At 57.5% G+C, this 23,959-nt stretch carries 26 protein-coding genes; 12 read left to right on the top strand and 14 right to left on the bottom strand.

Annotated elements, in window-relative coordinates; all coding sequences use genetic code 11:
- Positions 1–101 precede the first annotated feature (101 nt).
- The 5 genes from artP to artJ all read left to right on the top strand — a co-directional run bounded on the left by artP (position 102) and on the right by artJ (position 3,883).
- A complete protein-coding gene (artP, locus tag DG357_RS07500) occupies positions 102–830 on the top strand; it encodes an arginine ABC transporter ATP-binding protein ArtP (RefSeq protein ID WP_008500030.1) in 729 nt (242 codons plus the stop codon).
- A 19-nt stretch (positions 831–849) separates the two neighbouring features.
- Positions 850–1,581 (top strand): arginine ABC transporter substrate-binding protein ArtI, encoded by a 732-nt coding sequence (artI, locus tag DG357_RS07495; RefSeq protein ID WP_008500032.1) that lies wholly within the window; start codon positions 850–852, stop codon positions 1,579–1,581.
- Between the two features lie 6 nt (positions 1,582–1,587).
- The gene (artQ, locus tag DG357_RS07490; RefSeq protein ID WP_088204915.1) at positions 1,588–2,304 is read left to right on the top strand and encodes an arginine ABC transporter permease ArtQ; all 717 of its coding nucleotides are present in this window, start codon (positions 1,588–1,590) and stop codon (positions 2,302–2,304) included.
- Positions 2,304–2,972, top strand: a complete 669-nt coding sequence (gene artM, locus DG357_RS07485) for an arginine ABC transporter permease ArtM (protein ID WP_028012513.1) — start codon at positions 2,304–2,306, stop codon at positions 2,970–2,972. The genes artQ and artM overlap by 1 nt, the downstream gene beginning before the upstream one ends.
- A gap of 179 nt (positions 2,973–3,151) precedes the next feature.
- Positions 3,152–3,883 (top strand): arginine ABC transporter substrate-binding protein ArtJ, encoded by a 732-nt coding sequence (artJ, locus tag DG357_RS07480; protein ID WP_015571008.1) that lies wholly within the window; start codon positions 3,152–3,154, stop codon positions 3,881–3,883.
- 75 nt (positions 3,884–3,958) lie between these two features.
- Here the strand turns inward: artJ and DG357_RS07475 are convergent, their stop codons facing one another.
- The 11 genes from DG357_RS07475 to nfsA form a co-directional block, all read right to left on the bottom strand.
- Positions 3,959–5,428 (bottom strand): sensor histidine kinase, encoded by a 1,470-nt coding sequence (locus DG357_RS07475; protein ID WP_028012512.1) that lies wholly within the window; start codon positions 5,426–5,428, stop codon positions 3,959–3,961.
- Complete coding sequence (locus DG357_RS07470; protein WP_041912037.1) at positions 5,412–6,119, bottom strand: response regulator transcription factor; 708 nt, start codon at positions 6,117–6,119, stop codon at positions 5,412–5,414. Before DG357_RS07470 ends, DG357_RS07475 begins: the two co-directional genes overlap by 17 nt.
- A 72-nt stretch (positions 6,120–6,191) precedes the next feature.
- A complete protein-coding gene (gene rlmC, locus DG357_RS07465) occupies positions 6,192–7,319 on the bottom strand; it encodes a 23S rRNA (uracil(747)-C(5))-methyltransferase RlmC (protein WP_088204914.1) in 1,128 nt (375 codons plus the stop codon).
- 40 nt (positions 7,320–7,359) lie between these two features.
- Positions 7,360–7,833, bottom strand: coding sequence for a YbjO family protein (locus tag DG357_RS07460; protein WP_028012509.1), 474 nt, complete (start codon positions 7,831–7,833; stop codon positions 7,360–7,362).
- A 65-nt stretch (positions 7,834–7,898) separates the two neighbouring features.
- Entirely contained in the window at positions 7,899–8,744 is an 846-nt protein-coding gene (gene potI, locus DG357_RS07455) for a putrescine ABC transporter permease PotI (protein WP_028012508.1), read from the bottom strand.
- Positions 8,741–9,694 carry a putrescine ABC transporter permease PotH gene (gene potH / locus DG357_RS07450; protein WP_041910674.1) on the bottom strand — a complete coding sequence of 318 codons (954 nt, stop codon included), beginning with the start codon at positions 9,692–9,694 and terminating at the stop codon, positions 8,741–8,743. Before potH ends, potI begins: the two co-directional genes overlap by 4 nt.
- A gap of 9 nt (positions 9,695–9,703) precedes the next feature.
- Positions 9,704–10,837 carry a putrescine ABC transporter ATP-binding subunit PotG gene (potG, locus tag DG357_RS07445; RefSeq protein WP_045630953.1) on the bottom strand — a complete coding sequence of 378 codons (1,134 nt, stop codon included), beginning with the start codon at positions 10,835–10,837 and terminating at the stop codon, positions 9,704–9,706.
- A gap of 143 nt (positions 10,838–10,980) precedes the next feature.
- Positions 10,981–12,093, bottom strand: a complete 1,113-nt coding sequence (gene potF / locus DG357_RS07440; protein WP_028012505.1) for a spermidine/putrescine ABC transporter substrate-binding protein PotF — start codon at positions 12,091–12,093, stop codon at positions 10,981–10,983.
- 350 nt (positions 12,094–12,443) lie between these two features.
- Entirely contained in the window at positions 12,444–12,920 is a 477-nt protein-coding gene (locus tag DG357_RS07430) for a YbjN domain-containing protein (protein ID WP_003858385.1), read from the bottom strand.
- Positions 12,921–12,983: 63 nt separating this feature from the next.
- Positions 12,984–13,886: a 30S ribosomal protein S6--L-glutamate ligase gene (rimK, locus tag DG357_RS07425; RefSeq protein ID WP_028012504.1), complete on the bottom strand. Its 903-nt coding sequence runs from the start codon at positions 13,884–13,886 to the stop codon at positions 12,984–12,986.
- A gap of 69 nt (positions 13,887–13,955) precedes the next feature.
- Positions 13,956–14,678: a nitroreductase NfsA gene (gene nfsA, locus DG357_RS07420; RefSeq protein WP_028012503.1), complete on the bottom strand. Its 723-nt coding sequence runs from the start codon at positions 14,676–14,678 to the stop codon at positions 13,956–13,958.
- Between the two features lie 185 nt (positions 14,679–14,863).
- Here nfsA and DG357_RS07415 point away from each other — a divergent pair, with 185 nt between their 5' ends.
- Positions 14,864–15,133 (top strand): GrxA family glutaredoxin, encoded by a 270-nt coding sequence (locus DG357_RS07415; protein ID WP_028012502.1) that lies wholly within the window; start codon positions 14,864–14,866, stop codon positions 15,131–15,133.
- A 30-nt stretch (positions 15,134–15,163) separates the two neighbouring features.
- Here the strand turns inward: DG357_RS07415 and DG357_RS07410 are convergent, their stop codons facing one another.
- The gene (locus DG357_RS07410) at positions 15,164–15,532 is read right to left on the bottom strand and encodes an inner membrane protein YbjM (protein WP_088204913.1); all 369 of its coding nucleotides are present in this window, start codon (positions 15,530–15,532) and stop codon (positions 15,164–15,166) included.
- A 279-nt stretch (positions 15,533–15,811) separates the two neighbouring features.
- On the opposite strand from DG357_RS07410, the gene DG357_RS07405 reads away from it, so the two are divergent.
- The 4 genes from DG357_RS07405 (at position 15,812) to arsC (ending at position 19,845) form a co-directional block, all read left to right on the top strand.
- Positions 15,812–17,497 carry an aspartate:alanine antiporter gene (locus tag DG357_RS07405; RefSeq protein WP_014169303.1) on the top strand — a complete coding sequence of 562 codons (1,686 nt, stop codon included), beginning with the start codon at positions 15,812–15,814 and terminating at the stop codon, positions 17,495–17,497.
- A 253-nt stretch (positions 17,498–17,750) separates the two neighbouring features.
- Positions 17,751–18,071, top strand: coding sequence for a metalloregulator ArsR/SmtB family transcription factor (locus tag DG357_RS07395; RefSeq protein ID WP_088204912.1), 321 nt, complete (start codon positions 17,751–17,753; stop codon positions 18,069–18,071).
- A 40-nt stretch (positions 18,072–18,111) separates the two neighbouring features.
- Complete coding sequence (locus tag DG357_RS07390) at positions 18,112–19,401, top strand: arsenic transporter (RefSeq protein ID WP_088204911.1); 1,290 nt, start codon at positions 18,112–18,114, stop codon at positions 19,399–19,401.
- A 12-nt stretch (positions 19,402–19,413) separates the two neighbouring features.
- Entirely contained in the window at positions 19,414–19,845 is a 432-nt protein-coding gene (gene arsC, locus DG357_RS07385; protein ID WP_088204910.1) for a glutaredoxin-dependent arsenate reductase, read from the top strand.
- A 21-nt stretch (positions 19,846–19,866) separates the two neighbouring features.
- Here the strand turns inward: arsC and DG357_RS07380 are convergent, their stop codons facing one another.
- A complete protein-coding gene (locus DG357_RS07380) occupies positions 19,867–20,418 on the bottom strand; it encodes a TetR/AcrR family transcriptional regulator (protein ID WP_028012492.1) in 552 nt (183 codons plus the stop codon).
- Between the two features lie 81 nt (positions 20,419–20,499).
- On the opposite strand from DG357_RS07380, the gene DG357_RS07375 reads away from it, so the two are divergent.
- Entirely contained in the window at positions 20,500–21,714 is a 1,215-nt protein-coding gene (locus DG357_RS07375; RefSeq protein WP_041910681.1) for an MFS transporter, read from the top strand.
- Complete coding sequence (locus DG357_RS07370; RefSeq protein WP_028012490.1) at positions 21,704–22,516, top strand: Cof-type HAD-IIB family hydrolase; 813 nt, start codon at positions 21,704–21,706, stop codon at positions 22,514–22,516. The genes DG357_RS07375 and DG357_RS07370 overlap by 11 nt, the downstream gene beginning before the upstream one ends.
- A gap of 69 nt (positions 22,517–22,585) precedes the next feature.
- Here DG357_RS07370 and DG357_RS07365 read toward each other — a convergent pair whose 3' ends face one another.
- On the bottom strand, positions 22,586–23,818 hold the full coding sequence (locus DG357_RS07365) for an MFS transporter (protein WP_088204909.1): 1,233 nt from the start codon (positions 23,816–23,818) through the stop codon (positions 22,586–22,588).
- Positions 23,819–23,959: the final 141 nt, after the last annotated feature.

Here is a 23,959-nt window from a genome sequence, read left to right as displayed (position 1 = left end):
ATTTAACTTTTAACGCAGAAATATTGCATAACTATTCTGTCAACGGTACTATCTGCGGCCTCAATTGCTATAGATTGCCTGGATGAGTAAAGACTGCCCCGATGAGTATTAAACTAAACGGCATTAACTGCTTCTACGGCGCACACCAGGCGCTGTTTGACATCACGCTGAACTGCCCGGAAGGCGAAACGCTGGTTTTACTTGGCCCAAGCGGTGCAGGCAAAAGCTCCCTTCTGCGCGTCCTTAATCTGCTTGAAATGCCCCGTTCCGGTACGCTGGCTATCGCCGGTAACCATTTTGATTTCGCGAAAACCCCGTCAGATAAAGCTATACGCGAACTGCGTCAAAACGTCGGCATGGTCTTCCAGCAATACAATCTCTGGCCGCACCTGACCGTGCTGCAAAACCTGATTGAAGCCCCGTGCCGCGTGCTGGGGTTAAGCAAAGATCAGGCCATCGCGCGTGCTGAAAAGCTGCTGGAGCGTCTGCGCCTTAAGCCCTACAGCGACCGCTATCCGCTGCACCTCTCTGGGGGTCAGCAGCAGCGCGTGGCGATTGCCCGCGCGCTGATGATGGAGCCCGCGGTACTGCTGTTTGATGAGCCGACCGCGGCGCTGGACCCGGAAATCACCGCCCAGATCGTCAGCATCATTCGCGAGCTGGCGGAAACCAATATTACGCAGGTCATTGTTACCCACGAAGTGGAAGTGGCGCGTAAAACCGCCAGCCGTGTGGTCTACATGGAAAACGGGTATATCGTTGAGCAAGGTGACGCGAGCTGCTTCGCGAACCCGCAAACCGATGCCTTCAAAAACTATTTATCTCATTGATTGTGTCAGGGGAAATATAATGAAAAAAGTATTACTTGCCGTGCTGCTTGCTGGCGTTACCCTTTCCGCTACCGCAGCCCAGACCATTCGTTTCGCCACGGAAGCCTCCTACCCTCCGTTTGAGTCCATTGATGCGAACAACAAAATTGTTGGCTTCGACGTAGACCTGGCAAACGCCCTGTGTAAAGAGATCGACGCAACCTGTACCTTCAGCAATCAGGCGTTCGACAGCCTGATCCCAAGCCTGAAGTTCCGCCGTATTGACGCCGTCATGGCCGGTATGGACATCACTCCTGAGCGCGAAAAGCAGGTGCTGTTCACCACCCCTTACTACGACAACTCCGCCCTGTTTATTGGTCAGAAAGGTAAATTCACCTCTGTCGATCAGCTGAAAGGCAAGAAAGTCGGCGTGCAGAACGGCACCACGCACCAGAAGTTCATCATGGATAAACATCCGGAAATCACCACCGTTCCGTACGACAGCTACCAGAACGCGAAGCTGGATCTGCAGAATGGCCGTATCGACGGCGTATTTGGTGATACTGCTGTCGTGACCGAGTGGCTGAAAGCCAACGACAAACTGGCGCCAGTGGGCGACAAAGTGACCGATAAGGACTACTTCGGTACCGGTCTGGGGATTGCCGTTCGTCAGGGCAACACCGAGCTGCAGCAGAAATTCAACGCTGCGCTGGAAAAAGTGAAGAAAGACGGCACCTACGAAACCATCTACAAAAAATGGTTCCAGAAGTAATTCCTGATGAATGAAATTTTTCCTTTAGCAAGCGCCGCCGGGATGACCGTCGGCCTTGCCGTTTGCGCACTGATTATCGGCCTGGTGCTGGCGATGTTCTTTGCGGTGTGGGAATCAGCAAAATGGTTCCCCGTCGCCTGGGCGGGCTCCGCGCTGGTTACCGTACTGCGTGGGCTACCGGAAATTCTGGTGGTCCTGTTCATCTATTTCGGCTCCTCACAGCTGCTGCTCACGCTGTCGGACGGCTTCACCCTCAATCTCGGCTTTGCGCAGATACCGGTGCAGATGCAGATTGACAACTTTGACGTCAGTCCGTTCCTCTGCGGCGTGATTGCCCTCTCCCTGCTCTACTCCGCGTACGCGTCGCAAACCCTGCGCGGTGCGCTGAAAGCGGTACCGCAGGGGCAGTGGGAATCCGGTCATGCGCTGGGCATGTCGAAAGCAGCGATCTTCTTCCGTCTGGTGATGCCGCAGATGTGGCGCCACGCCCTGCCGGGCCTGGGTAACCAGTGGCTGGTATTGCTGAAAGATACCGCGCTGGTGAGCCTGATCAGCGTGAACGATTTGATGCTGCAAACCAAAAGCATCGCCACCCGTACTCAGGAGCCATTTACCTGGTACATCGTGGCGGCGGCTATCTATCTGGTAATCACGCTGCTCAGTCAGTACATCCTCAAGCGTATTGACCTGCGTGCGACGCGCTTTGAACGGAGGCCAGGCTGATGCTTGAATATTTCCCGGAGTTGATGAAAGGGCTGCACACCAGCCTGACGCTGACCGTGGCGTCCATCATTGTGGCGCTGATCCTGGCGCTCATCTTCACCATCATCCTGACGCTGAAAACGCCGGTGCTGGTGTGGATCGTGCGCGGCTACATCACCCTGTTTACCGGTACGCCGCTGCTGGTGCAGATCTTCCTGATATACTACGGTCCGGGCCAGTTCCCGTCACTGCAGGCGTATCCGGTTATCTGGCACCTGCTCTCTGAGCCGTGGCTCTGCGCTCTGATTGCCCTTTCGCTGAACAGCGCGGCCTATACCACCCAGCTGTTTTACGGGGCGATCCGTGCCATCCCGGAAGGACAATGGCAGTCCTGCGGGGCGCTGGGCATGAGCAAAAAAGACACGCTGGCGATCCTGCTGCCGTACGCCTTCAAGCGCGCGCTCTCCTCTTACTCCAACGAAGTGGTGCTGGTGTTCAAAAGTACCTCACTGGCCTACACCATCACCCTGATGGAAGTGATGGGTCACGGGCAACTGCTGTACGGGCGCACCTATGACGTGATGGTGTTCGGCGCGGCCGGCGTGGTCTATCTGGTGGTGAACGGTCTGCTGACGCTAATGATGCGACTGATTGAGCGTAAAGCGTTAGCGTTTGAGCGCAGAAATTAATCACGCGAGTGCATAAAACGTAATTACCAGAGCGGATAACCCGATGGCTTATCCGCTTTTTTTTATACCACATACAATATTTAATCATATTTATTGCATATAAATTCATTAACTGGCATTGTACATCCATGCCGCAGACACGGCGCATAATGACAAGATAGACAGACGGGAGCATTACAATGAAAAAGTTAGTTCTGGCCGCACTACTCGCCACCTTCGCCGCTGGCGCATCCGCTGCTGATAAAATCAATTTTGGCGTTTCGGCCACCTATCCGCCGTTTGAATCGCTGGACGCCAGCAATCAGATCGTCGGTTTCGATATCGACCTGGCGAAAGCCCTGTGCAAGCAGATGCAGGCCGACTGCACCTTTACCAACCATGCCTTCGACAGCCTGATCCCGTCGCTGAAATTCAAGAAATACGATGCGGTGATCTCTGGGATGGACATCACGCCGGAGCGCAGCAAGCAGGTCGCGTTCACCGACCCGTACTACGCCAACTCGGCGGTGGTAATTGCGAAGAAAGGGGCTTATAAGTCCTTTGACGAGCTGAAAGGCAAACGCATCGGGATGGAAAATGGCACCACGCACCAGAAATACCTGCAGGACAAACATCCCGAAGTGAAAACCGTGGCCTATGACAGCTACCAGAACGCGATTATCGACCTGAAAAACGGCCGTATCGATGGCGTCTTCGGCGACACCGCCGTGGTAAACGAATGGCTGAAAACCAACCCGCAGCTGGGTACGGCGACCGAGAAAGTGACCGACCCGCAGTACTTTGGTACAGGCCTCGGCATCGCGGTACGCCCGGATAACAAAGCCCTGCTGGAAAAACTGAACGGCGCGCTGAAGGCGATTAAAGCAGACGGCACGTACCAGAAAATCAGCGAGCAGTGGTTCCCGCAGTAATCTCTTTTTGCCGGGTGGTCTGGCCTACGGGGGTGGTCTGTAGGCCGGGCAAGCGCAGCGCCACCCGGCAATTTCTCACAGCGGCACAAAGAACCTGAACCGCGCCCCGCTCACGGACTCCATCAGCCTGATCCCGCCGCCGTGCAGCTCCAGCATTCGCTTAACGATTAACAGTCCTAACCCGCCGCGGTTCTCCCGCGATGCCTGGGTATTCAGCGCCGAAGGCCGCTGGAACAGATCGTCGCGCAGCGAGGCATCCACGCCCGTTCCGGAGTCTGCCACTTCAACCTGAAGCCGTTCATTCTCCTGCCACACCGCCAGACGAATTTCCCCGCCAGTGGGCGTATGACGCATCGCGTTATCGAGCAGGTTGGTCACCACGCGCTCGATCATCGACACATCGGCATTGACCAGCGGCAAGGGGCCCGGCACGTCAATATGCAGATTCACCTCGCGCGTGCGGGCGGTAAGCTCAAACTTCTGCGCCACGTCGGAAATCAGCTCTCCCATCGCGAACCGTTCGCGTTGCGGCTTAATGCCGCCGTGCTCAAGGCGCGCCAGCTCGAAAAGCTGCTGGGAAAGATGTCGTACCTTTTGTCCCTGACGCAGCGCGGTGGCGAGATACTGCTGGTGCTCCTGCGGCGTCAGGGTGGCGGATTTGAGCGACAGGGTTTCAAGATAGCCCAGCAGCGAGGTCAGCGGCGTGCGAAGATCGTGCGAAATGTTGGCGATAAACTCCCGGCGCTGGCGATCGCTGTCGGCCAGCTGGTCCCACTGGCGGGTAATTTTCCGCGCCAGCTCGATGAAACTGTTGCGCAGGAGCGCCACTTCGTCATTGGCCGCGGCATCCGGCGGCTGTGCTGCGAGCAGCCTGATTGCGCTAATGCTGTCCTGCTCCAGGCCGGTGACCTCTTCCGTCAGGCGCTTAACCGGACGCGTTACCCAGTACCAGACCAGCAGACCCGCCAGCAGGCCAAACAGCGCGACCCACAGCAATGACCAGAGCACCGTGCTCCAGAGCGCCTTATGCCAGGCCATTTCCGCCAGCGCGTTCGACTCCTCGCCCTGCAAAATGATGTACAGGTAGCCCTTAAGCTCGCCGTCCTGCCGCAGCGGCGTGGCGCTGAACACTTTTTTATTTTGACTGCGCGGGTCGTCGCCCAGTACCGGTATGGCAGTACCGCTCAGGAAGGTCTGAACCGGTGCCAGGTCGATTTTTTGCCGCTGAATATGGCCCGGCGGTGCGGCATCGGCCAGGATTTCGCCGTCCGGCGAGATAACGTACAGTTCAACGCTCGGGTTGAAGGTCATCAGACGGTCGAACAGCGGCTTCAGCGCGGTGCGGTCAACCCTGCCCTGCGCGTCCAGAATCGGTTCCCGCTGGACGATCTGCTGCGCCAGGCCGCCCGACAACCGCTGCACCATCGCGTTGCCGTACTGCATACTGCTGTAGAGCTGCACCGCGCAGGCGACGGTAGCGCAGAGCATCATCAGCAGGACAAAGAGCAGCGTCAGACGCTGGCTCAGGCTAAAGCGGCGCATCATGGTTTGGCTCCGCAAATTTATAGCCCTTGCCCCAGACGGTGCGAATTATCTCCGGCTCGGCGGCGTCCTTCTCAATCTTGATGCGCAGGCGGTTGATATGGGTGTTGACGGTGTGCTCGTAGCCTTCGTGCTGATAGCCCCACACCTGCTCCAGCAGCGCCAGACGGGAAAACACCTCGCCTGGATGGCGGGCGAAGAAGTACAGCAGTTCGAATTCGCGCGGGGTGAGATCCACCACCTGGCCGTGAAGCAGCACGCTGCGCGCCAGGGGATCGATCGTCAGGCCGTGGGCCTGGATTTGCCCGTCAGCCTGCGCCTGCCCCATCGCCTGCTGGCGGCGGAACAGCGCTTTGATGCGGGCAATCAATTCCTGCACTGAAAAGGGTTTTGCCAGATAATCATCGGCGCCGGTTTCCAGCCCGGTGATGCGGTCGGTTTCGCTGCTGCGGGCGCTGATGATGATCACCGGCAGGTAGCGGGTCATCTGGCGGATGCGGCGGCAGATCTCCAGGCCGTCAACGTTGGGCAGCATCAGGTCGAGGATCACCGCATCCCACGGCTGTTTTTCAAGGCGCTGCAGGGCGTTGCCCCCGTCGGGCTCGTGGGTGATGGCGTAGCCTTCGTCTTCTAAGTTGAGCCGCAGAAGCGCCGCGATATCGTGGTCGTCTTCCACCAGCAGGATCTGCTTCATGGGTAAGCCTTTATTCATCTCTTATGACGTAAGCTTACCTGATTTTATGGGCGGGCAGAGTTCACATTTTGTTTAAGATTTCACGAGCAACGTCAGGACTTCATAATGCGCGGTATGCGGGAACATATCGAAAAGCTGCACGCGTTCAATGCGATAGCCCGGCAGTTGAGCGATGTCTTTCGCCATGGTCTGTGCGTTACAGCTTGAATAGACGATGTATTCCGGCGCCATCTGGCTCAGGTAGTCGCAGAGGGATTTGCCAATCCCACGACGCGGCGGATTAACCAGCACCAGCTCCGGCACGTTGCCCTGACCGGTCGCGAACTGCGTGGAGTCCAGCGCCTGAAAGTGCAGATTGGTTAACCCCAGCTCAGCAGCGGACTGCTTTGCGCAGGCAATCGCTTCGGCGGAGATCTCAATGCCGGTGAGCTGCATCTCAGGCGTGGCGCAGTGCAGGCCAAAACCGCCCACGCCGCAGAACAGATCCCACATATGATGGATGTTTAACGCGTGCACCCAGTCGCGGGCGGTGGCGTACAGGCTGCTTGCCACGGTCGGGTTGGTCTGGAAGAAGCTTTGCGGGCGGATCCACAGCGGCACGCCGTTGAAGCTCTCCGCCAGCGCGTGCTGGTCGGTGAAGAAAACCTCTTTCTCCCCTTCCATGATCGCCATATGCACCGGCTGAATGTTTGCGGTAATCACCTTTAACTGAGGAAGCTGTTCCTGCAGCCACGGCAGCGCCGCGCGCAGCTGCGCCAGCTTGGCTTCCGAACGCAGCACGAAGCGCAGCATCATGCCGCCGTCGATCTGGCTTTCCGTCAGGAGAAGGTACTTCAACTCGCCACGCCTGCGGGCAACGTTGTAAGGCGTTAACCCCGCGCGAGCGATAAACGGTTTCAGTGCGGCAAAAACCGGCTTAAACGAGGCGGGATAGAGCGGGCAGTCGGTTAAGTCTTCCGGCGTGCCGTCGCGGTGCAGCATCCCCAGCAGCGGTTTTTCAACGCTGCCGCTGACCACCATTTTGGCTTTATTACGGAACCCCTGCTCCGGGCCGCTGACGGGTGCGCACCACTCGCCCACCGCGCGTGCTGCCAGCAGCTGTTGCAGGTCGGTCATTTTGGCGGTGAGTTGTTGAGAAACCGGCTGTTCTATCCACTGACAGGAGCGGCAGCGTCCGGCGTCATAGAGTGCGCACTGCATATGAAAACCTTAAGGAAAACGAGGGCTGCGATTATACACATTATTGCAGGCGGAAGAACCGCCGACTGGACGCCGGAACGAAAAGCAGGCAGAGCACCAGCATATCCGGCAGTTTTTGCATGACCAGCGCATGGAAAATCTCACGTCGCGACTCGCCCGGAATGCTGAACAGCTCAGGATAGCCATAGCCCAGCGAGGCGGCCCACAGATAGCTGGCGGCGGTCACCTGCGTGAGCAGATAGACCCAGCGCGCCCAGTTTCGCCCTTTGACCAGCGAAAACGCGCAGTAGATCTCGATAAACACCAGCACCAGGCTGCTTAAAAAGACCAGCGTCAGATTCCACGTTTGCACGCTGCGGTGAATGAATTCCCCGATGCCGCGCACGCCCAGCGTATTCAAAATCATCAGCACGTCCAGGCAGCGGATCATAATAATGGCGAGCGCCGCCACCTGAACCAGCGCAGGAACGTTAGGACGGGCGTGCGTAATACGTGATTTTTTTACTAATCCCAATGTTTTACTTCCCTGAAAAACAGTGCCGCGTCATGCGCGGCACATCACCGGAAATTTTAAATCCTTCAGCCGCGTCTTGCACGCTGGATATCGCGCACGCGCTGTTTTTCCGCGCGCGCCATCAAATACCAGGCGATAAATCCGACAATTCCGACCACGCCGAGGATGATAGAGGCCAGGGCGTTGATCTCCGGGTTCACCCCCATGCGCACGCTGGAGAAGACCAGCATCGGCAGCGTCGTCGCGCCCGGCCCCGAAACAAAGCTGGCGATAACCAGATCGTCGAGGGAGAGCGTGAACGCCAGCAGCCAGCCGGAGATCACCGCCGGCATAATCATCGGCAGGGTAATGATGAAAAAGACCTTTAGCGGCGTGGCGCCGAGATCCATCGCCGCCTCTTCAATGGAGCGGTCCAGCTCGCGCAGGCGCGAGGAGATCACCACCGCCACATACGCGGTACAGAAGGTGACGTGCGCCAGCCAGATGGTGAGCATGCCGCGATCCGCCGGCCAGCCGATGGCGTGCGCCAGGGCCACGAACAGCAGCAGCAGCGACAGGCCGGTAATAACGTCCGGCATCACCAGCGGGGCAGTGATCATAAAGGCGAAACCGTTTGAGCCGCGAAAACGCCCGAAGCGCACCATCACCAGCGCGGCGATGGTGCCCAGAACGCAGGCCATCGTGGCCGCCAGCGCGGCAATGGTCAGGCTCAGCCCCACCGCGCTCATCATCGCGTCGTCGTGGAACAGCTCGCTGTACCAGCGCGTCGACCAGCCCGCCCAGACCGTCACCAGCTTAGAGCTGTTGAACGAGTAGATCACCAGCATCAGCATCGGCGCATACAGGAAGGTGAAGCCGATAACGAGGATCAGAATGCGCCACGGGGAGCGTACTACCGGTAAATTGTTCATCCGCGATCTCCCATCTGTTTCTGCTGATGCTTATGGAACCACATGATCGGGACGATCAGCAGCAGGAGCATGATAATCGCCACCGCCGACGCCACCGGCCAGTCGCGGTTATTGAAGAACTCCTGCCACAGCACGCGGCCAATCATGATGCTGTCCGGCCCGCCGAGCAGTTCCGGGATCACAAACTCCCCGACCGCCGGAATAAACACCAGCATCGACCCGGCAATGATTCCGCCTTTGGTCAGCGGGACAATCACGCTGAAGAAGGTCTTCAGCGGACGCGCGCCGAGATCGAGCGAGGCTTCCACCAGCGAGTAGTCAATCCGCGTCAGGGCGGTGTAAATCGGCAGCACCATAAACGGCAGATAGGCATAGACAATGCCGATATAGACCGCAAGGTTGGTGTGCAGGATGGTCAGCGGCTGATCGATAACCCCAAGCCACATCAGAAAATTATTCAGCACCCCGTTGTTTTTCAGGATCCCCATCCACGCGTAAACGCGTATCAGAAACGAGGTCCACGACGGCAGGATCACCAGCAGCAGCAGGATGTTACGCGTTGACGGCTTGCTGTGCGCCACGGCCCACGCCAGCGGGTAGCCCATCACCAGACAGCAGAGCGTCGAGATCGCCGCCACCTGCAGAGACTGCAGATAGGCTTCGAAATAGAGCGGATCCTCGGTGAGCTGGAGGAAGTTGCCCAGATTCAACGTCAGCGTCAGCTGCCCGTCGGCCCACTCCCACAGATCGGTATACGGCGGGATCGCCCGCGCCATCTCCGCCAGGCTGATCTTAAAGACGATCAGGAACGGCAGCAGGAACAGCAGGATCAGCCACACGTAAGGCATGGCGATTACCAGCTTGCGGCCGTGGTTCATCTTAAGGCGCGTCAGCCAGTGGGCAAAGCCGCCCGGTTTTTTGACGCGGGCTGGAGGTTCAAGTGTGCTCATGATCGCTCCTTATACCGTCAGCACGACGCAGCTGTCCGCGTCCCAGCACAGGCGCACTTCGTCGCCCCAGGTCGGCTGCCCCTTGCGGTAGCGATGTTCGTTCTGTAGCTGCGCGCTGAGCATCTGTCCGCTTTTCAGACGCACGTGGTAAATGGAGAGATCGCCCAGATAGGCAATGTGCACCACTTCCCCGACGGCAAAGTTATAGCCATCGGCAGGCGGATCGTCACAGAGCATGATCTTCTCCGGGCGCAGCGCCACGTAGACCGGCACGTTGTCCACCACCGAGCTGTCAGGATCGACCTTAAGCGGATGCTGCAGCCCCGGTGATTCGATGACCAGACCATCCTCCTGACGATCCTTCAGCAGCCCTTCAAAAACGTTGACCGAGCCGATGAACTCCGCGCTGTAGCGGGTGGTCGGATGCTCGTAAATCTCTTCCGGCTCGCCAATCTGCACGAACTTCCCGCGGTTCATGATCGCGATACGCCCGGCCATGGTCATGGCCTCTTCCTGGTCATGGGTGACCATCACGCAGGTCACCCCCACGCGCTCGAGGATATCGACCACTTCGAGCTGCATACGGTCGCGCAGCTTTTTATCCAGCGCGCCCATCGGCTCGTCGAGCAGCAGCAGTTTCGGGCGTTTCGCCAGGCTTCTCGCCAGCGCCACGCGCTGACGCTGACCGCCGGAAAGCTGGTGCGGCTTACGCTTCGCGAACTCCTGCATATGCACCAGGCTCAGCATTTCGGCCACGCGCGCGGTGATTTCGGCTTTCGGCAGCTTGTCCTGCTTCAGGCCAAAGGCGATGTTTTGCTCCACCGTCATGTGCGGAAACAGTGCGTAGGACTGGAACATCATGTTAATCGGGCGCTGATACGGCGGCACGCTGGAGAGATCCACACCATCGAGCATAATTTGCCCGGCGGTAGGCTGTTCAAAACCGGCCAGCATACGCAGCAGGGTCGATTTACCGCAGCCCGATGCGCCCAGTAGCGCGAATATTTCGCCTTTATAGATAGTCAGGCTGACGTCGTCCACGGCATGCTGGCCATCGAAAGATTTGGTGAGGTTACGAATTTCAAGAAGCGGGGTCAGCGCTTTACGGACTTTCGCCTGCGGGCGGGGGATCGCGTCATTCACGGGGTGCTCTCCGGCATAGATCAATACTGGTGCAAACGCACCGTCTGGGTGCGCATCGCCGGGCGGCGCGAACGCTTGCCCGGCCTACGGGTTGTGTAGGCCCGGTAAGCGATAGCGCCACCGGGCAACGTTACCAAACGCCGTTATTTACCGCTTTTCACCTTGGTCCACGCACGGGTACGCACGCGGTCAATTTTTGGATCCTGAACCTTCAGGGTGAACAGCTTGGCGAACACGTCCGCTGGCGGATAGATTGCCGGATTACTGCGGATCGCTTCGCTCACCAGCGGCACGGAGGCCTTGTTACCGTTGGCGTAGTAAACGTGGTCGCTGATGTGGGCGATCACCTCAGGACGCATCAGGTAATTCAGGAACTGGTAGGCTTCCTCTTTGTTTTTCGCGTCAGCCGGCATGGCGAAGACGTCAAAGAAGGCCAGCGCCCCCTCTTTTGGAATAAAGTAGGACACATTCACGCCGTTTTTCGCCTCTTTCGCGCGGTTCGCCGCCTGCCACACGTCCCCTGCCCAGCCGATCGCCACGCAGATGTCGCCGTTCGCCAGGTCGTTGATGTACTGTGACGAGTGGAAGTAGCGAATGTTTGGACGCAGCTTCAGCAGCAGATCGGTCGCCGGGCCGGTGTAATCATCGGCTTTATTGCTGTTCGGGTCTTTGCCCAGGTAGTTCAGCACGGTGGCGAAAATCTCTTCCGGCGCATCGAGGAAGGAGACGCCGCAGCTTTTCAGCTTCTCAAGGTTTTCCGGCTTCAGCACCACGTCCCAGCTGTCCAGCTTAACGTCCGGGCCCAGCGCGGCTTTGACTTTATCCACGTTGTAGCCGATACCGGTGGTCGCCCACAGGTAAGGCATGGCGTATTTGTTGTCCGGGTCGTGCTTCGCCACCAGCTTCAGCACTTCCGGATCGAGGTTTTTCCAGTTCGATAACTTGCTCTTGTCCAGCGGCTGGAAGACGCCCGCCGTCAGCTGACGTTCCAGGAAGCTTGCGGAAGGTACGACCAGGTCAAAACCGGTGCTGCCTGCCATCAGCTTTCCTTCCAGCACTTCATTGGAATCGAAAACGTCATAGACCACTTTAATGCCGGTCTCTTTTTCAAAATTAGCGACCGTGTCCGGCGCAATATAGTCAGACCAGTTGTATACGTGCAGCGTTTTTTGTTCCGCAGCGAGCGTGCCGGCAGAGACGGCCATCAGAGCACCCGCAACCAGACCCGATAACCATTTTTTATTCAAGGCGATCATAGTGTTATTCCTTCTGAAAGCTCGTTAACAAACGAACTAAACTGTGCAATCTGGATATATGCAAAAATCATGCATAGTTTGTCGCTCTGCTCAAAATAAAAAGAAACCTCTTTACCCGGCAGGATCCGCTCGCTTTTTTAAGCATCGCAAGAATAACTGTAGCCCGTGTCTCCGGCTATAGCCCAGACGAAAAAACGCCTTTTATCAATTTTTTATGCAGGTTAAGTCTACGTGATAAGCCGAAATGGCCTTGAGGGAGGTGAAAAATTCTTTAAAGAAAGGTTAAAGGCAGCAGAAAAAATGGCCTTCTGCAGCCGCTATGGCAGCGACTGCGCAAAAGTCAGACAGGCTTAGTGAAGAAAATTGGGAGATGCATCATTATTCTCAGCATCGTCTTCCGCGCTATACAGCAGATGATGTGCATTGGCTTCCATCATAACCATGGAAATTTGCTCTTCGCTCAGGCGCATAAACCAGGCGAACTGCTTGAACGACAGCCCTGCCCCGGAGAATAAAGACTGGCAAACGACCAGTTTTGGCAGATTATCGTCCTGTATATCGAGAAATGCTTTCACCGTCAAAGAACTGGCGTTGATAGCCGAGAGATCGGAGGCCAGCGCCAGCAGCGCAGAAGGCTTCACTTCGGCCAGCGCGGAAAAAAGGATCACGTCGTTAATCAGATCGATTTTGGCATCGAAAATGCCGTCGAAATTCTGCATATGAGGCAGATGCAGCGCCTGGCAGGAATCACATTCGAAGAAGGTGATCCCGGCATCATCAAGCCATTGACGTAACGTATCCAGTGTAGGTACGACCTGTAAATCCATCGCTGTGCAGCCTCTTTAGTAAAAACTTCGCATAGGGTACTCAAAAAGCGCCCGGTAATCCATTTAACCGCCCGTTTTCAGACAGTAACCCGGCGTGGCATGACGCTCGATCCATGAGATCATTTTACCTGCAATATCGACCCCTGTGGTTTTTTCCACACCTTCCAGCCCCGGGGAGGCGTTCACCTCCATCACCAGCGGCCCGCGCGTCGCGCGCAGAAGGTCCACGCCCGCTACGTCCAGCCCCAGGGTTTGCGCCGCTTTCACGGCTATTTCCCGTTCGCGTTCGCTAATATCGGCTACCCGCGCGACGCCGCCGCGGTGAAGGTTAGAGCGGAAGTCGCCCTCTTTGGCCTGGCGCTCGATGGCCGCCACGACCTCGTTCCCCACCACGAAACAGCGAATGTCGCGCCCTTTCGCCTCTTCAATGTACTCCTGCACCAGAATGTGCGCATTCAGCCCGCGAAAGGCGTCGATCACGCTCTCCGCCGCCTGACGTGTTTCCGCTAACACCACGCCAATGCCCTGCGTGCCTTCCACCAGCTTGATCACTAGAGGCGCGCCGCCCACCATATCGATGAGATCGCTGGTGTCGTCCGGTGAATGAGCAATGCCCGTGACGGGGAGATCGATCCCCTGTCGGGCGAGAAGCTGCAGGGAGCGCAGCTTGTCGCGGGCGCGGGAAATGGCGACGGATTCGTTGAGCGGATAGCTGCCCAGCATCTCGAACTGGCGCAGCGCGGCGGTGCCGTAGTAGGTAATCTGGGAGCCGATGCGGGGGATGACCGCGTCAAAGTGCGGCAGCTTGCGGCCTTTGTAGTGAATCGACGAGGCGGCGGGGTCGATATTCATATAGCAGGACATCGGGTCGAGGATCTCAACCTGATGCCCGCGTTTCGCCGCCGCTTCTCGCAGGCGCTTACATGAATAGAGCGTTCCGTCCCGGGACAATATGGCAATTTTCACCCTGCACCTCTCTGAAGACATGGAAAAAGCCTGCATATCATATACGCAGGCAGGCGCAGGAGGAATGGACTATCGCGTTGCCCAGCCCTGCTTGTGCAGATACTCAAGAATAAACGGGCGGTTTTCTTTGATGATGGTGCGGCGAATATGGTCCGTCCAGGTGTCGCGACGGTTATTGCTGCCGCGCGTCATGTAGTAGTTCGCCAGCTCTTCGTCGTATTGATTCAGGACATCCTGATCGACCGGCTGGTAATGGTTTTCATGCACCAGCATCGCGGCAGGAATGCGCGGCTTGAGATCCGGGTTGTCCGCCGGCCAGCCGAGGCAGAGGCCAAACAGCGGCAGCACGTGTTTTGGCAGCTTCAGCAGGTCGGTCACGCTTTGAATGTTGTTACGCAGCCCGCCGATATAGACACCGCCTAACCCCAGCGATTCCGCGGCCGTAAAGGCGTTTTGCGCCATCAGCGCGGTATCCACCACGCCCAGCAGCAGCTGTTCGGCCAGCCCAAGTTCCGCCTCAGGGCAGATCTGCAGGTGGCGGTTAAAGTCGGCGCAGAACACCCAGAACTCGGCTGCCTGAGCCACATGCTTCTGCCCGCCGGTGAGCGTCACCAGCTGTTCACGCATGGCTTTATCAGTAATGCGGATAATCGAGCTGCACTGCAAAAAGCTGGAGCTGGAGGTGGCTCTTGCGCTGTCGATAATCGCATTACGCTGCGCCTCGGTAATCGGCTCATCGGTAAAGTGGCGAATGGAGCGGTGGGACTGGAGCAGGTCTATGGTTGGCGTCATCTTGTCTCTCTTTAGTCTTGCTTAATACGTATGGCAGCCAGTATAGGCAATGATGTGCGCGGTGTAATTGGCGAAACATAGCTCATAGGTATTATAACGACAGGCGAAACCTTCTTTAATGACGGCGGGTTATGGGGCACTATACGAGTCATTCGCCGTCAGGCTTGTTTTTTGAGGAGAGAGAAATGTTTGCAGTAATTTTTGGTCGTCCAGGGTGCCCTTACTGTGTGCGCGCGAAAGAGCTGGCTGAGAAACTGACCGAAGAGCGCGATGACTTCAACTTCCGCTATGTGGACATCCACGCGGAAGGCATCACCAAAGCCGACCTGGAAAAAACCGTCGGTAAGCCGGTTGAGACCGTGCCGCAGATCTTCCTCGATCAGAAACACATCGGCGGTTGCACCGACTTTGAGGCCTACGCCAAAGAGCATCTGGGCCTGTTTGCCGAGCAGTAATGAAGAGACGCCCTCACCCTGAGGGCGTTTTTATTTGCGGTGCCGTCGGTGCTGAACCAGGCTGCGCACAAACAGGTAGCACAGCGCGCCAAGCGCGCACCAGAATACGCCGCTCAGCAACCACGCCAGCTCCTGCCAGAAACTCCGCGTTGAAATATACATCAGGCGCATCATCAGCAGACACAGCGGTGCAGCGAGCATGGCGCCGAGCAGCGGTTTCACCACCTCCCCTTTACGGGAGAGAAAACTGGCGGCAGCCCCCGGCAACGTGAAGAAGAGCAACCCCAGCTCAGGATGCCCGGACGCCCTGAATGCGCCCTTTACATTAAATGCGAGCGACATGCACACGACAGTGAACAGCAAAAAACAGCTGATCACCCCCGCCCAGTTTCGTTTCATATTCAAACTATCCTCCTGACTTATCTCTATCAAATACACATTCGTCGGGTAGACGCCCAGTCAGATAAAGCAGTGCGGCAATCCATGCCAAAGTACGCACAGGGTGATGCGATAATCAGTAGCTGTCAGTAGCTAATGCGATTAAACTACACGCCAGCTAATGTTTTAGGGAATAAAGCAGGAAACAGGGAGCGTTAGCGCTTTTCCCTGATCCAGAAAACAGTAGCCCAAAAAGTCCTTTCATTCAACAACTTACTGGTAAACAAGAAGTTAGCCTCCGTGAATATAAACGTCGCAGACTTGTTAAATGGGAATTACATCCTGTTATTATTTGTGGTACTGGCGCTGGGTCTTTGCCTGGGTAAATTGCGCCTGGGGTCGGTTCAACTCGGTAATTCCATTGGCGTTTTAGTCGTCTCCTTATTATTAGGCCAGCAGCACTTCAGCATTAACACGGACGCGCTGAACTTAGGTTTTATGCTGTTTATTTTTTGCGTTGGCGTAGAAGCGGGACCTAACTTTTTTTCAATTTTCTTCCGCGACGGCAAAAATTATCTGATGCTGGCGCTGGTGATGGTCGGCAGCGCGCTGCTGATCGCGTTAGGACTGGGCAAACTGTTTGGCTGGGATATCGGGCTTACGGCCGGTATGCTGGCCGGCTCTATGACGTCAACCCCCGTGCTCGTGGGCGCCGGTGATACCCTGCGCCATTCCGGCATGGCGGGCGCGCAGCTCTCTACCGCCCTCGACCATCTGAGCCTGGGCTACGCCCTGACCTATCTGATTGGTCTGGTGAGCCTGATCGTTGGCGCGCGCTACCTGCCAAAACTGCAGCACCAGGATCTGCAGACCAGCGCCCAGCAAATCGCCCGCGAGCGCGGCCTGGATACCGATTCCAAACGTAAAGTCTATCTCCCGGTTATCCGCGCCTACCGCGTCGGGCCGGAGCTGGTGGCATGGGCAGACGGCAAAAATCTTCGCGAACTGGGGATTTACCGCCAGACGGGCTGCTACATCGAACGTATCCGCCGCAACGGTATTCTGGCGAACCCGGACGGCGACGCGGTGCTGCAGATGGGCGACGACATCGCGCTGGTGGGTTACCCGGACGCGCACGCCCGTCTCGACCCGAGCTTCCGTAACGGCAAAGAGGTGTTCGACCGCGACCTGCTCGACATGCGTATCGTCACCGAAGAGATCGTGGTGAAAAACCATAACGCCGTGGGCCGCCGCCTGGCGCAGCTGAAGCTGACCGACCACGGCTGCTTCCTCAACCGCGTGATCCGCAGCCAGATTGAGATGCCTATCGACGACAACGTTGTGCTCAACAAAGGCGACGTGCTGCAGGTCAGCGGCGACGCGCGACGCGTAAAAACCGTTGCCGACCGCATCGGCTTTATCTCCATTCACAGCCAGGTCACCGACCTGCTGGCCTTCTGCGCCTTCTTCATTGTTGGCCTGATGATCGGGATGATCACCTTCCAGTTCAGCAACTTTAGCTTCGGCATCGGTAACGCCGCCGGTCTGCTGTTCGCCGGGATCATGCTGGGCTTCCTGCGAGCCAACCATCCGACCTTCGGCTACATTCCGCAGGGCGCGCTGAACATGGTGAAAGAGTTCGGTCTGATGGTGTTTATGGCGGGCGTCGGCCTGAGCGCGGGCAGCGGCATCGGCCACAGCCTGGGCGCCGTCGGCTGGCAGATGCTGGTTTCCGGCCTTATCGTCAGCCTGGTGCCGGTGGTGATCTGCTTCCTGTTCGGCGCCTACGTGCTGCGTATGAACCGCGCCCTGCTGTTCGGGGCAATGATGGGGGCCCGTACCTGCGCGCCGGCGATGGAAATCATCAGCGATACCGCGCGCAGCAACATCCCGGCGCTGGGGTATGCAGGCACCTATGCTATCGCGAACGTACTGCTGACGCTGGCGGGTACGCTGATTATCATCATCTGGCCGGGACTCGGATAACTCCTAAGTTTGCGCGTAATGAAAAAATTTTTGTAACGCGCAGAACTTTTTTAGCAGGGGGCAGTCATAACTAGTGCCACTGCTTTTCTTTGATGTCCCCAATTTGTGGAGCCCATCAACCCCGCCGTTTTGGTTCAAGGTTGATGGGTTTTTTGTTGCCTGAAATTCCCCGTCCTGTAATCTGACCTTCTCTCTTCCCACCAAAACATATATGATTAAACGAATATGATTTAATCTACCCTCAGGAACACCCATGCTCCACCCGCTCCAGCTCTTCAAAATCCTCTCCGACGAAACGCGGCTCGCCATCGTCATGCTGCTCCGTGAAGCGGGCGAGCTGTGTGTCTGCGATCTCTGCTCCGCCACCAGCGAACCGCAGCCGAAAGTCTCCCGCCATATGGCCTTGCTGCGCGAGTCCGGGCTGGTTATCGATCGTCGCGAGGGCAAATGGGTCCATTACCGTCTCTCTCCCAACATGCCGGCATGGGCGGCAGCCGTTATCGACACCAGCTGGAACTGCCTGCGGGAAGAGACGCGCATTAAGCTGAAAAACCGACTCTCAGGCTCGTGTTGATCACAACACATTCACAAAAACAGATATGATGGAGTAAGCGATGTTTCTGGCAGGGGCAATTTTTCTGTTTACGCTGGTACTGGTCATCTGGCAGCCCAAAGGGCTCAGTATCGGCTGGAGCGCGACCATTGGCGCCGTGCTGGCGTTGGCCAGCGGGGTAATTCACATTAACGATATACCTGTGGTCTGGAATATCGTCTGGAACGCCACGGCGACGTTTATCGCCGTCATCATTATCAGCCTGCTGCTGGATGAGTCCGGCTTTTTCGAATGGGCGGCGCTGCACGTTGCCCGCTGGGGAAACGGTCGCGGGCGATTGCTGTTTACTTATATCGTGCTGCTGGGTGCGGCCGTGGCGGCGCTGTTTGCCAATGACGGCGCGGCGCTGATCCTGACGCCTATCGTCATCGCCATGCTGCTGGCGCTGGGGTTCAGCAAGCAGGCCACGCTGGCGTTTGTGATGGCGGCAGGTTTTATCGCCGATACCGCCAGCCTGCCGCTGATTGTCTCCAACCTGGTCAACATCGTGTCGGCAGACTTCTTTAAGCTGGGGTTCAGCGAATACGCCTCGGTGATGATCCCCGTTGATATCGCCGCGATTGTCGCAACGCTGGTGATGCTGCATCTCTTCTTCCGCAAGGAAATTCCCCCAGAATATGACCTGGCGAAACTTCAGGAGCCCGCGCGGGCCATTCACGATCTCCCGACGTTCAGAACGGGCTGGATCGTGCTGCTGCTTCTGCTCGTTGGCTTTTTTGTGCTTGAACCTCTCGGCATTCCGGTCAGCGCCATCGCCACCGTCGGCGCGCTGATTTTATTCGCTGTCGCAAAACGGGGACATGCAATAAACACCGGAAAAGTGCTGCGCGGCGCACCCTGGCAAATTGTTATTTTCTCGCTCGGGATGTATCTGGTGGTGTATGGCCTGCGCAATGCCGGGCTGACGGATTATCTCACAGGCGTGCTGAATAGCCTGGCCGGACACGGACTGTGGGCCACCACGCTGGGAACCGGGTTCATCACCGCGTTTCTGTCATCCATAATGAACAATATGCCCACGGTGCTGATTGGCGCGCTCTCTATTGAGGGCAGCATGGCGACGGGATTGCTCAAGGACGCGATGATTTACGCCAACGTGATTGGCTGCGATCTGGGGCCGAAAATCACGCCTATCGGCAGCCTCGCCACCCTACTCTGGCTCCACGTGCTGGCGCAGAAAAACATGACGATAACCTGGGGCTACTATTTCCGGACGGGCATCATCATGACGCTGCCGGTCCTGTTTGTGACGCTCGCCGCGCTGGCGCTACGTCTCTCCTTCACACTGTAATGAGCCACTGATATGAGCCACATCACCATTTACCACAACCCCGCCTGTGGCACCTCGCGCAATACGCTGGAGATGATCCGCAACAGCGGCACGGAGCCGGAGATTATCCTCTATCTGGAAACCCCGCCGTCGCGCGATAAGCTGGCCACCCTGATTGCTAATATGGGGATTTCGGTGCGGGATCTGCTGCGCAAAAACGTGGAGCCCTATGAACAGCTCGGCCTGGCCGAAGATATCTACAGCGACGACCAGCTTATCGACTTTATGCTGCAACACCCGATCCTGATTAACCGTCCGATTGTGGTAACGCCGCTGGGCACCCGCCTGTGCCGCCCGTCTGAAATTGTCCTCGACATTCTGCCGGACGCGCAGAAAGGCGCGTTTAGTAAAGAGGATGGCGAAGCCGTCGTGGACGCCAGCGGGAACAAGATCGAACCCAGGTAAAACAGGCAGGGCGAGTAATGCCTAAGGGTTCCCCTCGCCCGCAATTCTCCCCACCATCGCCCGAATTTCCTCCCGGCTTAATGGCTCTCGGTCAGTCACATAGTGCAGCGTCATCCCTTCGATAAACGCGTCCAGCGCGCGGGTGGTGACCGGGTCGAACCACTGCTCCAGCGTGGTCTGGCTCATCTTCATCCAGTCCTGCATCACCGTTTTGAGCGCCGCGCTGCGGTGCATAAAGGCGTAAAGCTGATACATCAGCGCCATGTTGTGCGGCGTGGTCACCTGCGAGCTGTGGATCAGGGTGGTGATGGATTCACACGCCATCTCCGGCCCGGTGACGCCCGCGAAGAAATCCCGGTACTGCTGCGACATCTGCCGGGTAAACCACGTGAAGGCCTCCTCCAGCAGCGGCTCCATGCCGTCGAAATAGTAGGTCATTGACCCCAGCGGCACGCCCGCGCAGGTGGCGATTTTGCGGTGCGTGACGGCGTGAATCCCGTGTTCGGCAATGGTGTCCAGCGTCGCCTGGAGAATTTTTTCACGTCGATGCGGATCGTTCGGTGGTCTGCTCATAAATCCCTCACCTGGTTTGTGTACAAATGTACACAAACTTGCTAGTGTTGTCGCTACTGTTGTACTTCTGGTGCTACCCCAATGACGCTGACCTCTTCCCGCAACGCCCTGCGACTACGCATGTGGGCATTGTTTATGTTCTTCTTTATTCCCGGTCTGCTGATGGCCTCCTGGGCCACACGTACGCCCGCCATTCGCGATATATTGTCCGTCTCCACCGCGGAGATGGGCATCGTGCTGTTCGGCCTGTCGATAGGCTCCATGAGCGGCATCCTCTGCTCCGCGTGGCTGGTGAAGCGCTTTGGCACGCGGGCGGTGATCCGCACCACCATGTGCTTCGCGGTAATTGGGATGATCGTGCTAAGCGTCGCGCTGTGGTTTGCTTCGCCGGTGCTGTTTGCCCTGGGGCTGACGGTATTTGGCGGCAGCTTCGGCTCGGCGGAGGTTGCGATCAACGTTGAAGGGGCGGCGGTCGAGCGCGAGATGAACAAAACCGTGCTGCCCATGATGCACGGCTTTTACAGCCTCGGCACGCTCGCCGGCGCGGGCGTGGGGATGGCGTTGACGGCCTTTGGCATGAGCGCGAATCTGCATATCCTGCTGGCGGCGCTGGTATGCATCATTCCGATCCTGACCGGCATTCGGGCGATCCCGAACGGTACCGGCAAGAATTCCGCTGAAGAACAGCATTCGACGGAAAAAGGGCTGCCCTTCTACCGCGATTTCCAGCTGATGCTCATCGGCGTGGTGGTGCTGGCGATGGCCTTCGCGGAAGGTTCTGCCAACGACTGGCTGCCGCTGCTGATGGTGGACGGCCACGGCTTTAGTCCGACCTCCGGCTCGCTGATTTACGCCGGGTTTACGCTGGGGATGACCGTAGGGCGCTTCACCGGCGGCTGGTTTATCGACCGCTACAGCCGCGTGGCGGTAGTGCGCGCCAGCGCCCTGCTCGGCGGCCTGGGTATCGCGATGATCGTCTTTGTGGACGTGGACTGGATTGCCGGGGTCTCGGTGATCCTCTGGGGTCTGGGCGCGTCGCTCGGCTTCCCACTGACTATTTCGGCCGCCAGCGACACCGGCCCGGATGCCCCGACCCGCGTCAGCGTAGTGGCGACCACGGGCTACCTCGCCTTCCTGGTCGGGCCGCCGCTGCTCGGTTTCCTCGGTGAGCACTACGGGCTGCGCAGCGCCATGCTGGTGGTGTTAGGGTTGGTTATCATCGCGGCGCTGGTGGCACGCGCGGTGGCAAAGCCGGAAACGGAACAAACGTCAATGGAGAAGGGATATGAGCGTTAAACTGATCGCCGTCGACATGGATGGCACATTCCTGAGTGATGCCAAGACCTATAACCGCCCGCGCTTTCTGGCGCAGTATGCGCGCATGAAGGAGCAAGGCATTCGCTTTGTGGTCGCGAGTGGCAACCAGTATTACCAGCTGATCTCCTTCTTCCCGGAGATCGCGCATGAAATTGCCTTTGTTGCCGAAAACGGCGGCTGGGTGGTCGATGCCGGGGAAGATGTCTTCAACGGCGAGCTGACAAAAGCGCATTTCAGCACCGTGGCCACCGTCTTAAACGACGTCCCCGGCATTGAGATTATCGCCTGCGGGAAAGGCAGCGCCTACACGCTTAAGACCTATGACGATGCCTTCATTGATATCGCGTCAAAATATTATCACCGCCTCGAAAGGGTGCAGGATTTCAACAGCCTGAACGACATCTTCTTCAAGTTCGGGCTCAACGTTTCCGATGACGAAATTCCGCGCATTCAGGCGCTGCTGCATGAAAAGCTAAGTGACATTATGGTGCCCGTCACCACCGGTCACGGCAGCATTGACCTGATTATCCCCGGCGTGCATAAAGCCAACGGCCTGCGGATCCTGCAAACGCGCTGGGGCATCGAGGACAGCGAAGTGGTGGCCTTTGGTGACAGCGGCAACGACGTGGAGATGCTGCGTCAGTCCGGGTTCAGCTTTGCGATGGCGAATGCCAAACCGCATATTAAAGCGGAGGCGCGCTTTGAAGCACCGCATAATAACGAGGAAGGCGTTTTAAACGTGATTGAGAAGGTGTTGAACGGGGAGGCACCGTTTAATTGACCGCATGCGGTCTGGCAGCCTCGCCCCTCACCCTGGCCCTCTCCCCAAAGGGGAGAGGGGAAAAAAAGATTATGGTTGCAGGGCGTTTCCGACGCGTTTGTCCTTCAGGAACACCACCATCAGGGCTATCCACAACACGCCGTTGGCGAGGTTAAACAGGCTGAACAACCCGTTGCCGCCCAGCGCGTAAGCGTGCTTGCTCACCTCGATACCGACGGTAAAAATCAGCATCTGCAGCATGCCCATCGCCGCAGAGACCGTACCTTTACTCATCTCGCTCGCAAACAGGGTCAGGCGCACCAGACCAGCGTTCGCCACGCCAATTCCGAAGGCATAAATGCTCAGCCCCGCCGTCATCCACAGGTAGGCGTGGGATGACGCGACGGTCGCTACCGCCGCCAGAATCAGCCCTGCCGCAATCGGCCAGCCGCCCATGATAATCAGTGAACGCACGGTGCGGCGAGACGTCAGACGGGCCAGCACCAGGTTACCGATAATCAACGCGCCAAAGATCGGCACCTGCAGCAGGCCGTACTCGTAGCTGCTGAGCTTTTCACCGCTGATGATAATAACCGGTGACTGCGCGATCCACGCCAGCAGAGGCAGGCTAACGAATCCGGTCGCCAGCGCCCCCGCCACAAAGCGGCCATTTTGCAACACTGCTTTGTAATCCCGGCCCAGCTCTTTCAGCGAGAGTTTTTCGCCCAGACGGGTAGCCGTTTCCGGCATCGCGCGGTGCAGGCCGAAGAACGCGATGGCGGCGAGAACAGCAAAGAGCACAAACATCCCTTCCCACGGCGCAACGTGCACCCACGCGGCCCCCACCAGCGGCCCGAGTAAGGGGGCGATCAGCGCCACGTTCGCCATCAGCGCGGTAATTTTGATACACACCGCCTCCTCAAACGACTCCTGGATGGCGGCATACCCCACGGCACCGATAAAGCACAGGCTCACCCCCTGCAGGAAACGCAACAGGGTAAATTGTTCAATGTTTTGCGCCAGCAGCGTGGCGAGGCAGGTAACGATAAACCACACCACGCCCGTCAGCATCACCGGACGGCGGCCAATACGATCCGACAGCGGGCCTAACAGCCACTGCAAAAACATGCCGCCAGCCAGATAGGCGGTCATGGAGGTCGGCACCCACTCGATTCCCGCGTTGTACTGCTCCACAACGGCCAGCATACCGGGCTGGATCATATCGTTGCCGATATAGGTAGAGAATTCGTAGAGCACCAGACACAGAGGGAAAAGCAACGCCTGACGACCCAGACGTGAACCAGAAGAAGAACGGTTTAACATGCAATCTCTTTATAATGACAAAATCGCGACGAGTTTAATGAAATGCCGTAATCCGAGATAGTGATTTATCGAGGAGAAACAGAAATAAAGCACATATCGTCTTCGTTTAAGGTTTCCTTAAGTTGACAGATTTATGATAGC

This window comes from Enterobacter bugandensis, assembly GCF_900324475.1.
GTDB lineage: Bacteria > Pseudomonadota > Gammaproteobacteria > Enterobacterales > Enterobacteriaceae > Enterobacter > Enterobacter bugandensis.
This window is presented reverse-complemented; position numbering and strand designations above follow the sequence as displayed.

Excerpts from the sequence above, each read along its gene's own strand:
- artP (WP_008500030.1), top strand. The coding sequence starts at position 102 with ATGAGTATTAAACTAAACGGCATTAACTGCTTCTACGGCGCACACCAG.
- nfsA (WP_028012503.1), bottom strand. The coding sequence starts at position 14,678 with ATGACGCCAACCATAGACCTGCTCCAGTCCCACCGCTCCATTCGCCAC.
- DG357_RS07415 (WP_028012502.1), top strand. The coding sequence starts at position 14,864 with ATGTTTGCAGTAATTTTTGGTCGTCCAGGGTGCCCTTACTGTGTGCGC.
- potI (WP_028012508.1), bottom strand. The coding sequence starts at position 8,744 with ATGAACAATTTACCGGTAGTACGCTCCCCGTGGCGCATTCTGATCCTC.
- DG357_RS07470 (WP_041912037.1), bottom strand. The coding sequence starts at position 6,119 with ATGAAGCAGATCCTGCTGGTGGAAGACGACCACGATATCGCGGCGCTT.
- artJ (WP_015571008.1), top strand. The coding sequence starts at position 3,152 with ATGAAAAAGTTAGTTCTGGCCGCACTACTCGCCACCTTCGCCGCTGGC.
- DG357_RS07380 (WP_028012492.1), bottom strand. The coding sequence starts at position 20,418 with ATGAGCAGACCACCGAACGATCCGCATCGACGTGAAAAAATTCTCCAG.
- artI (WP_008500032.1), top strand. The coding sequence starts at position 850 with ATGAAAAAAGTATTACTTGCCGTGCTGCTTGCTGGCGTTACCCTTTCC.
- potH (WP_041910674.1), bottom strand. The coding sequence starts at position 9,694 with ATGAGCACACTTGAACCTCCAGCCCGCGTCAAAAAACCGGGCGGCTTT.
- potF (WP_028012505.1), bottom strand. The coding sequence starts at position 12,093 with ATGATCGCCTTGAATAAAAAATGGTTATCGGGTCTGGTTGCGGGTGCT.
- DG357_RS07475 (WP_028012512.1), bottom strand. The coding sequence starts at position 5,428 with ATGATGCGCCGCTTTAGCCTGAGCCAGCGTCTGACGCTGCTCTTTGTC.
- DG357_RS07390 (WP_088204911.1), top strand. The coding sequence starts at position 18,112 with ATGTTTCTGGCAGGGGCAATTTTTCTGTTTACGCTGGTACTGGTCATC.
- DG357_RS07375 (WP_041910681.1), top strand. The coding sequence starts at position 20,500 with ATGACGCTGACCTCTTCCCGCAACGCCCTGCGACTACGCATGTGGGCA.
- DG357_RS07365 (WP_088204909.1), bottom strand. The coding sequence starts at position 23,818 with ATGTTAAACCGTTCTTCTTCTGGTTCACGTCTGGGTCGTCAGGCGTTG.
- arsC (WP_088204910.1), top strand. The coding sequence starts at position 19,414 with ATGAGCCACATCACCATTTACCACAACCCCGCCTGTGGCACCTCGCGC.
- DG357_RS07410 (WP_088204913.1), bottom strand. The coding sequence starts at position 15,532 with ATGAAACGAAACTGGGCGGGGGTGATCAGCTGTTTTTTGCTGTTCACT.
- artM (WP_028012513.1), top strand. The coding sequence starts at position 2,304 with ATGCTTGAATATTTCCCGGAGTTGATGAAAGGGCTGCACACCAGCCTG.
- DG357_RS07430 (WP_003858385.1), bottom strand. The coding sequence starts at position 12,920 with ATGGATTTACAGGTCGTACCTACACTGGATACGTTACGTCAATGGCTT.
- DG357_RS07395 (WP_088204912.1), top strand. The coding sequence starts at position 17,751 with ATGCTCCACCCGCTCCAGCTCTTCAAAATCCTCTCCGACGAAACGCGG.
- rlmC (WP_088204914.1), bottom strand. The coding sequence starts at position 7,319 with ATGCAGTGCGCACTCTATGACGCCGGACGCTGCCGCTCCTGTCAGTGG.
- artQ (WP_088204915.1), top strand. The coding sequence starts at position 1,588 with ATGAATGAAATTTTTCCTTTAGCAAGCGCCGCCGGGATGACCGTCGGC.
- DG357_RS07370 (WP_028012490.1), top strand. The coding sequence starts at position 21,704 with ATGAGCGTTAAACTGATCGCCGTCGACATGGATGGCACATTCCTGAGT.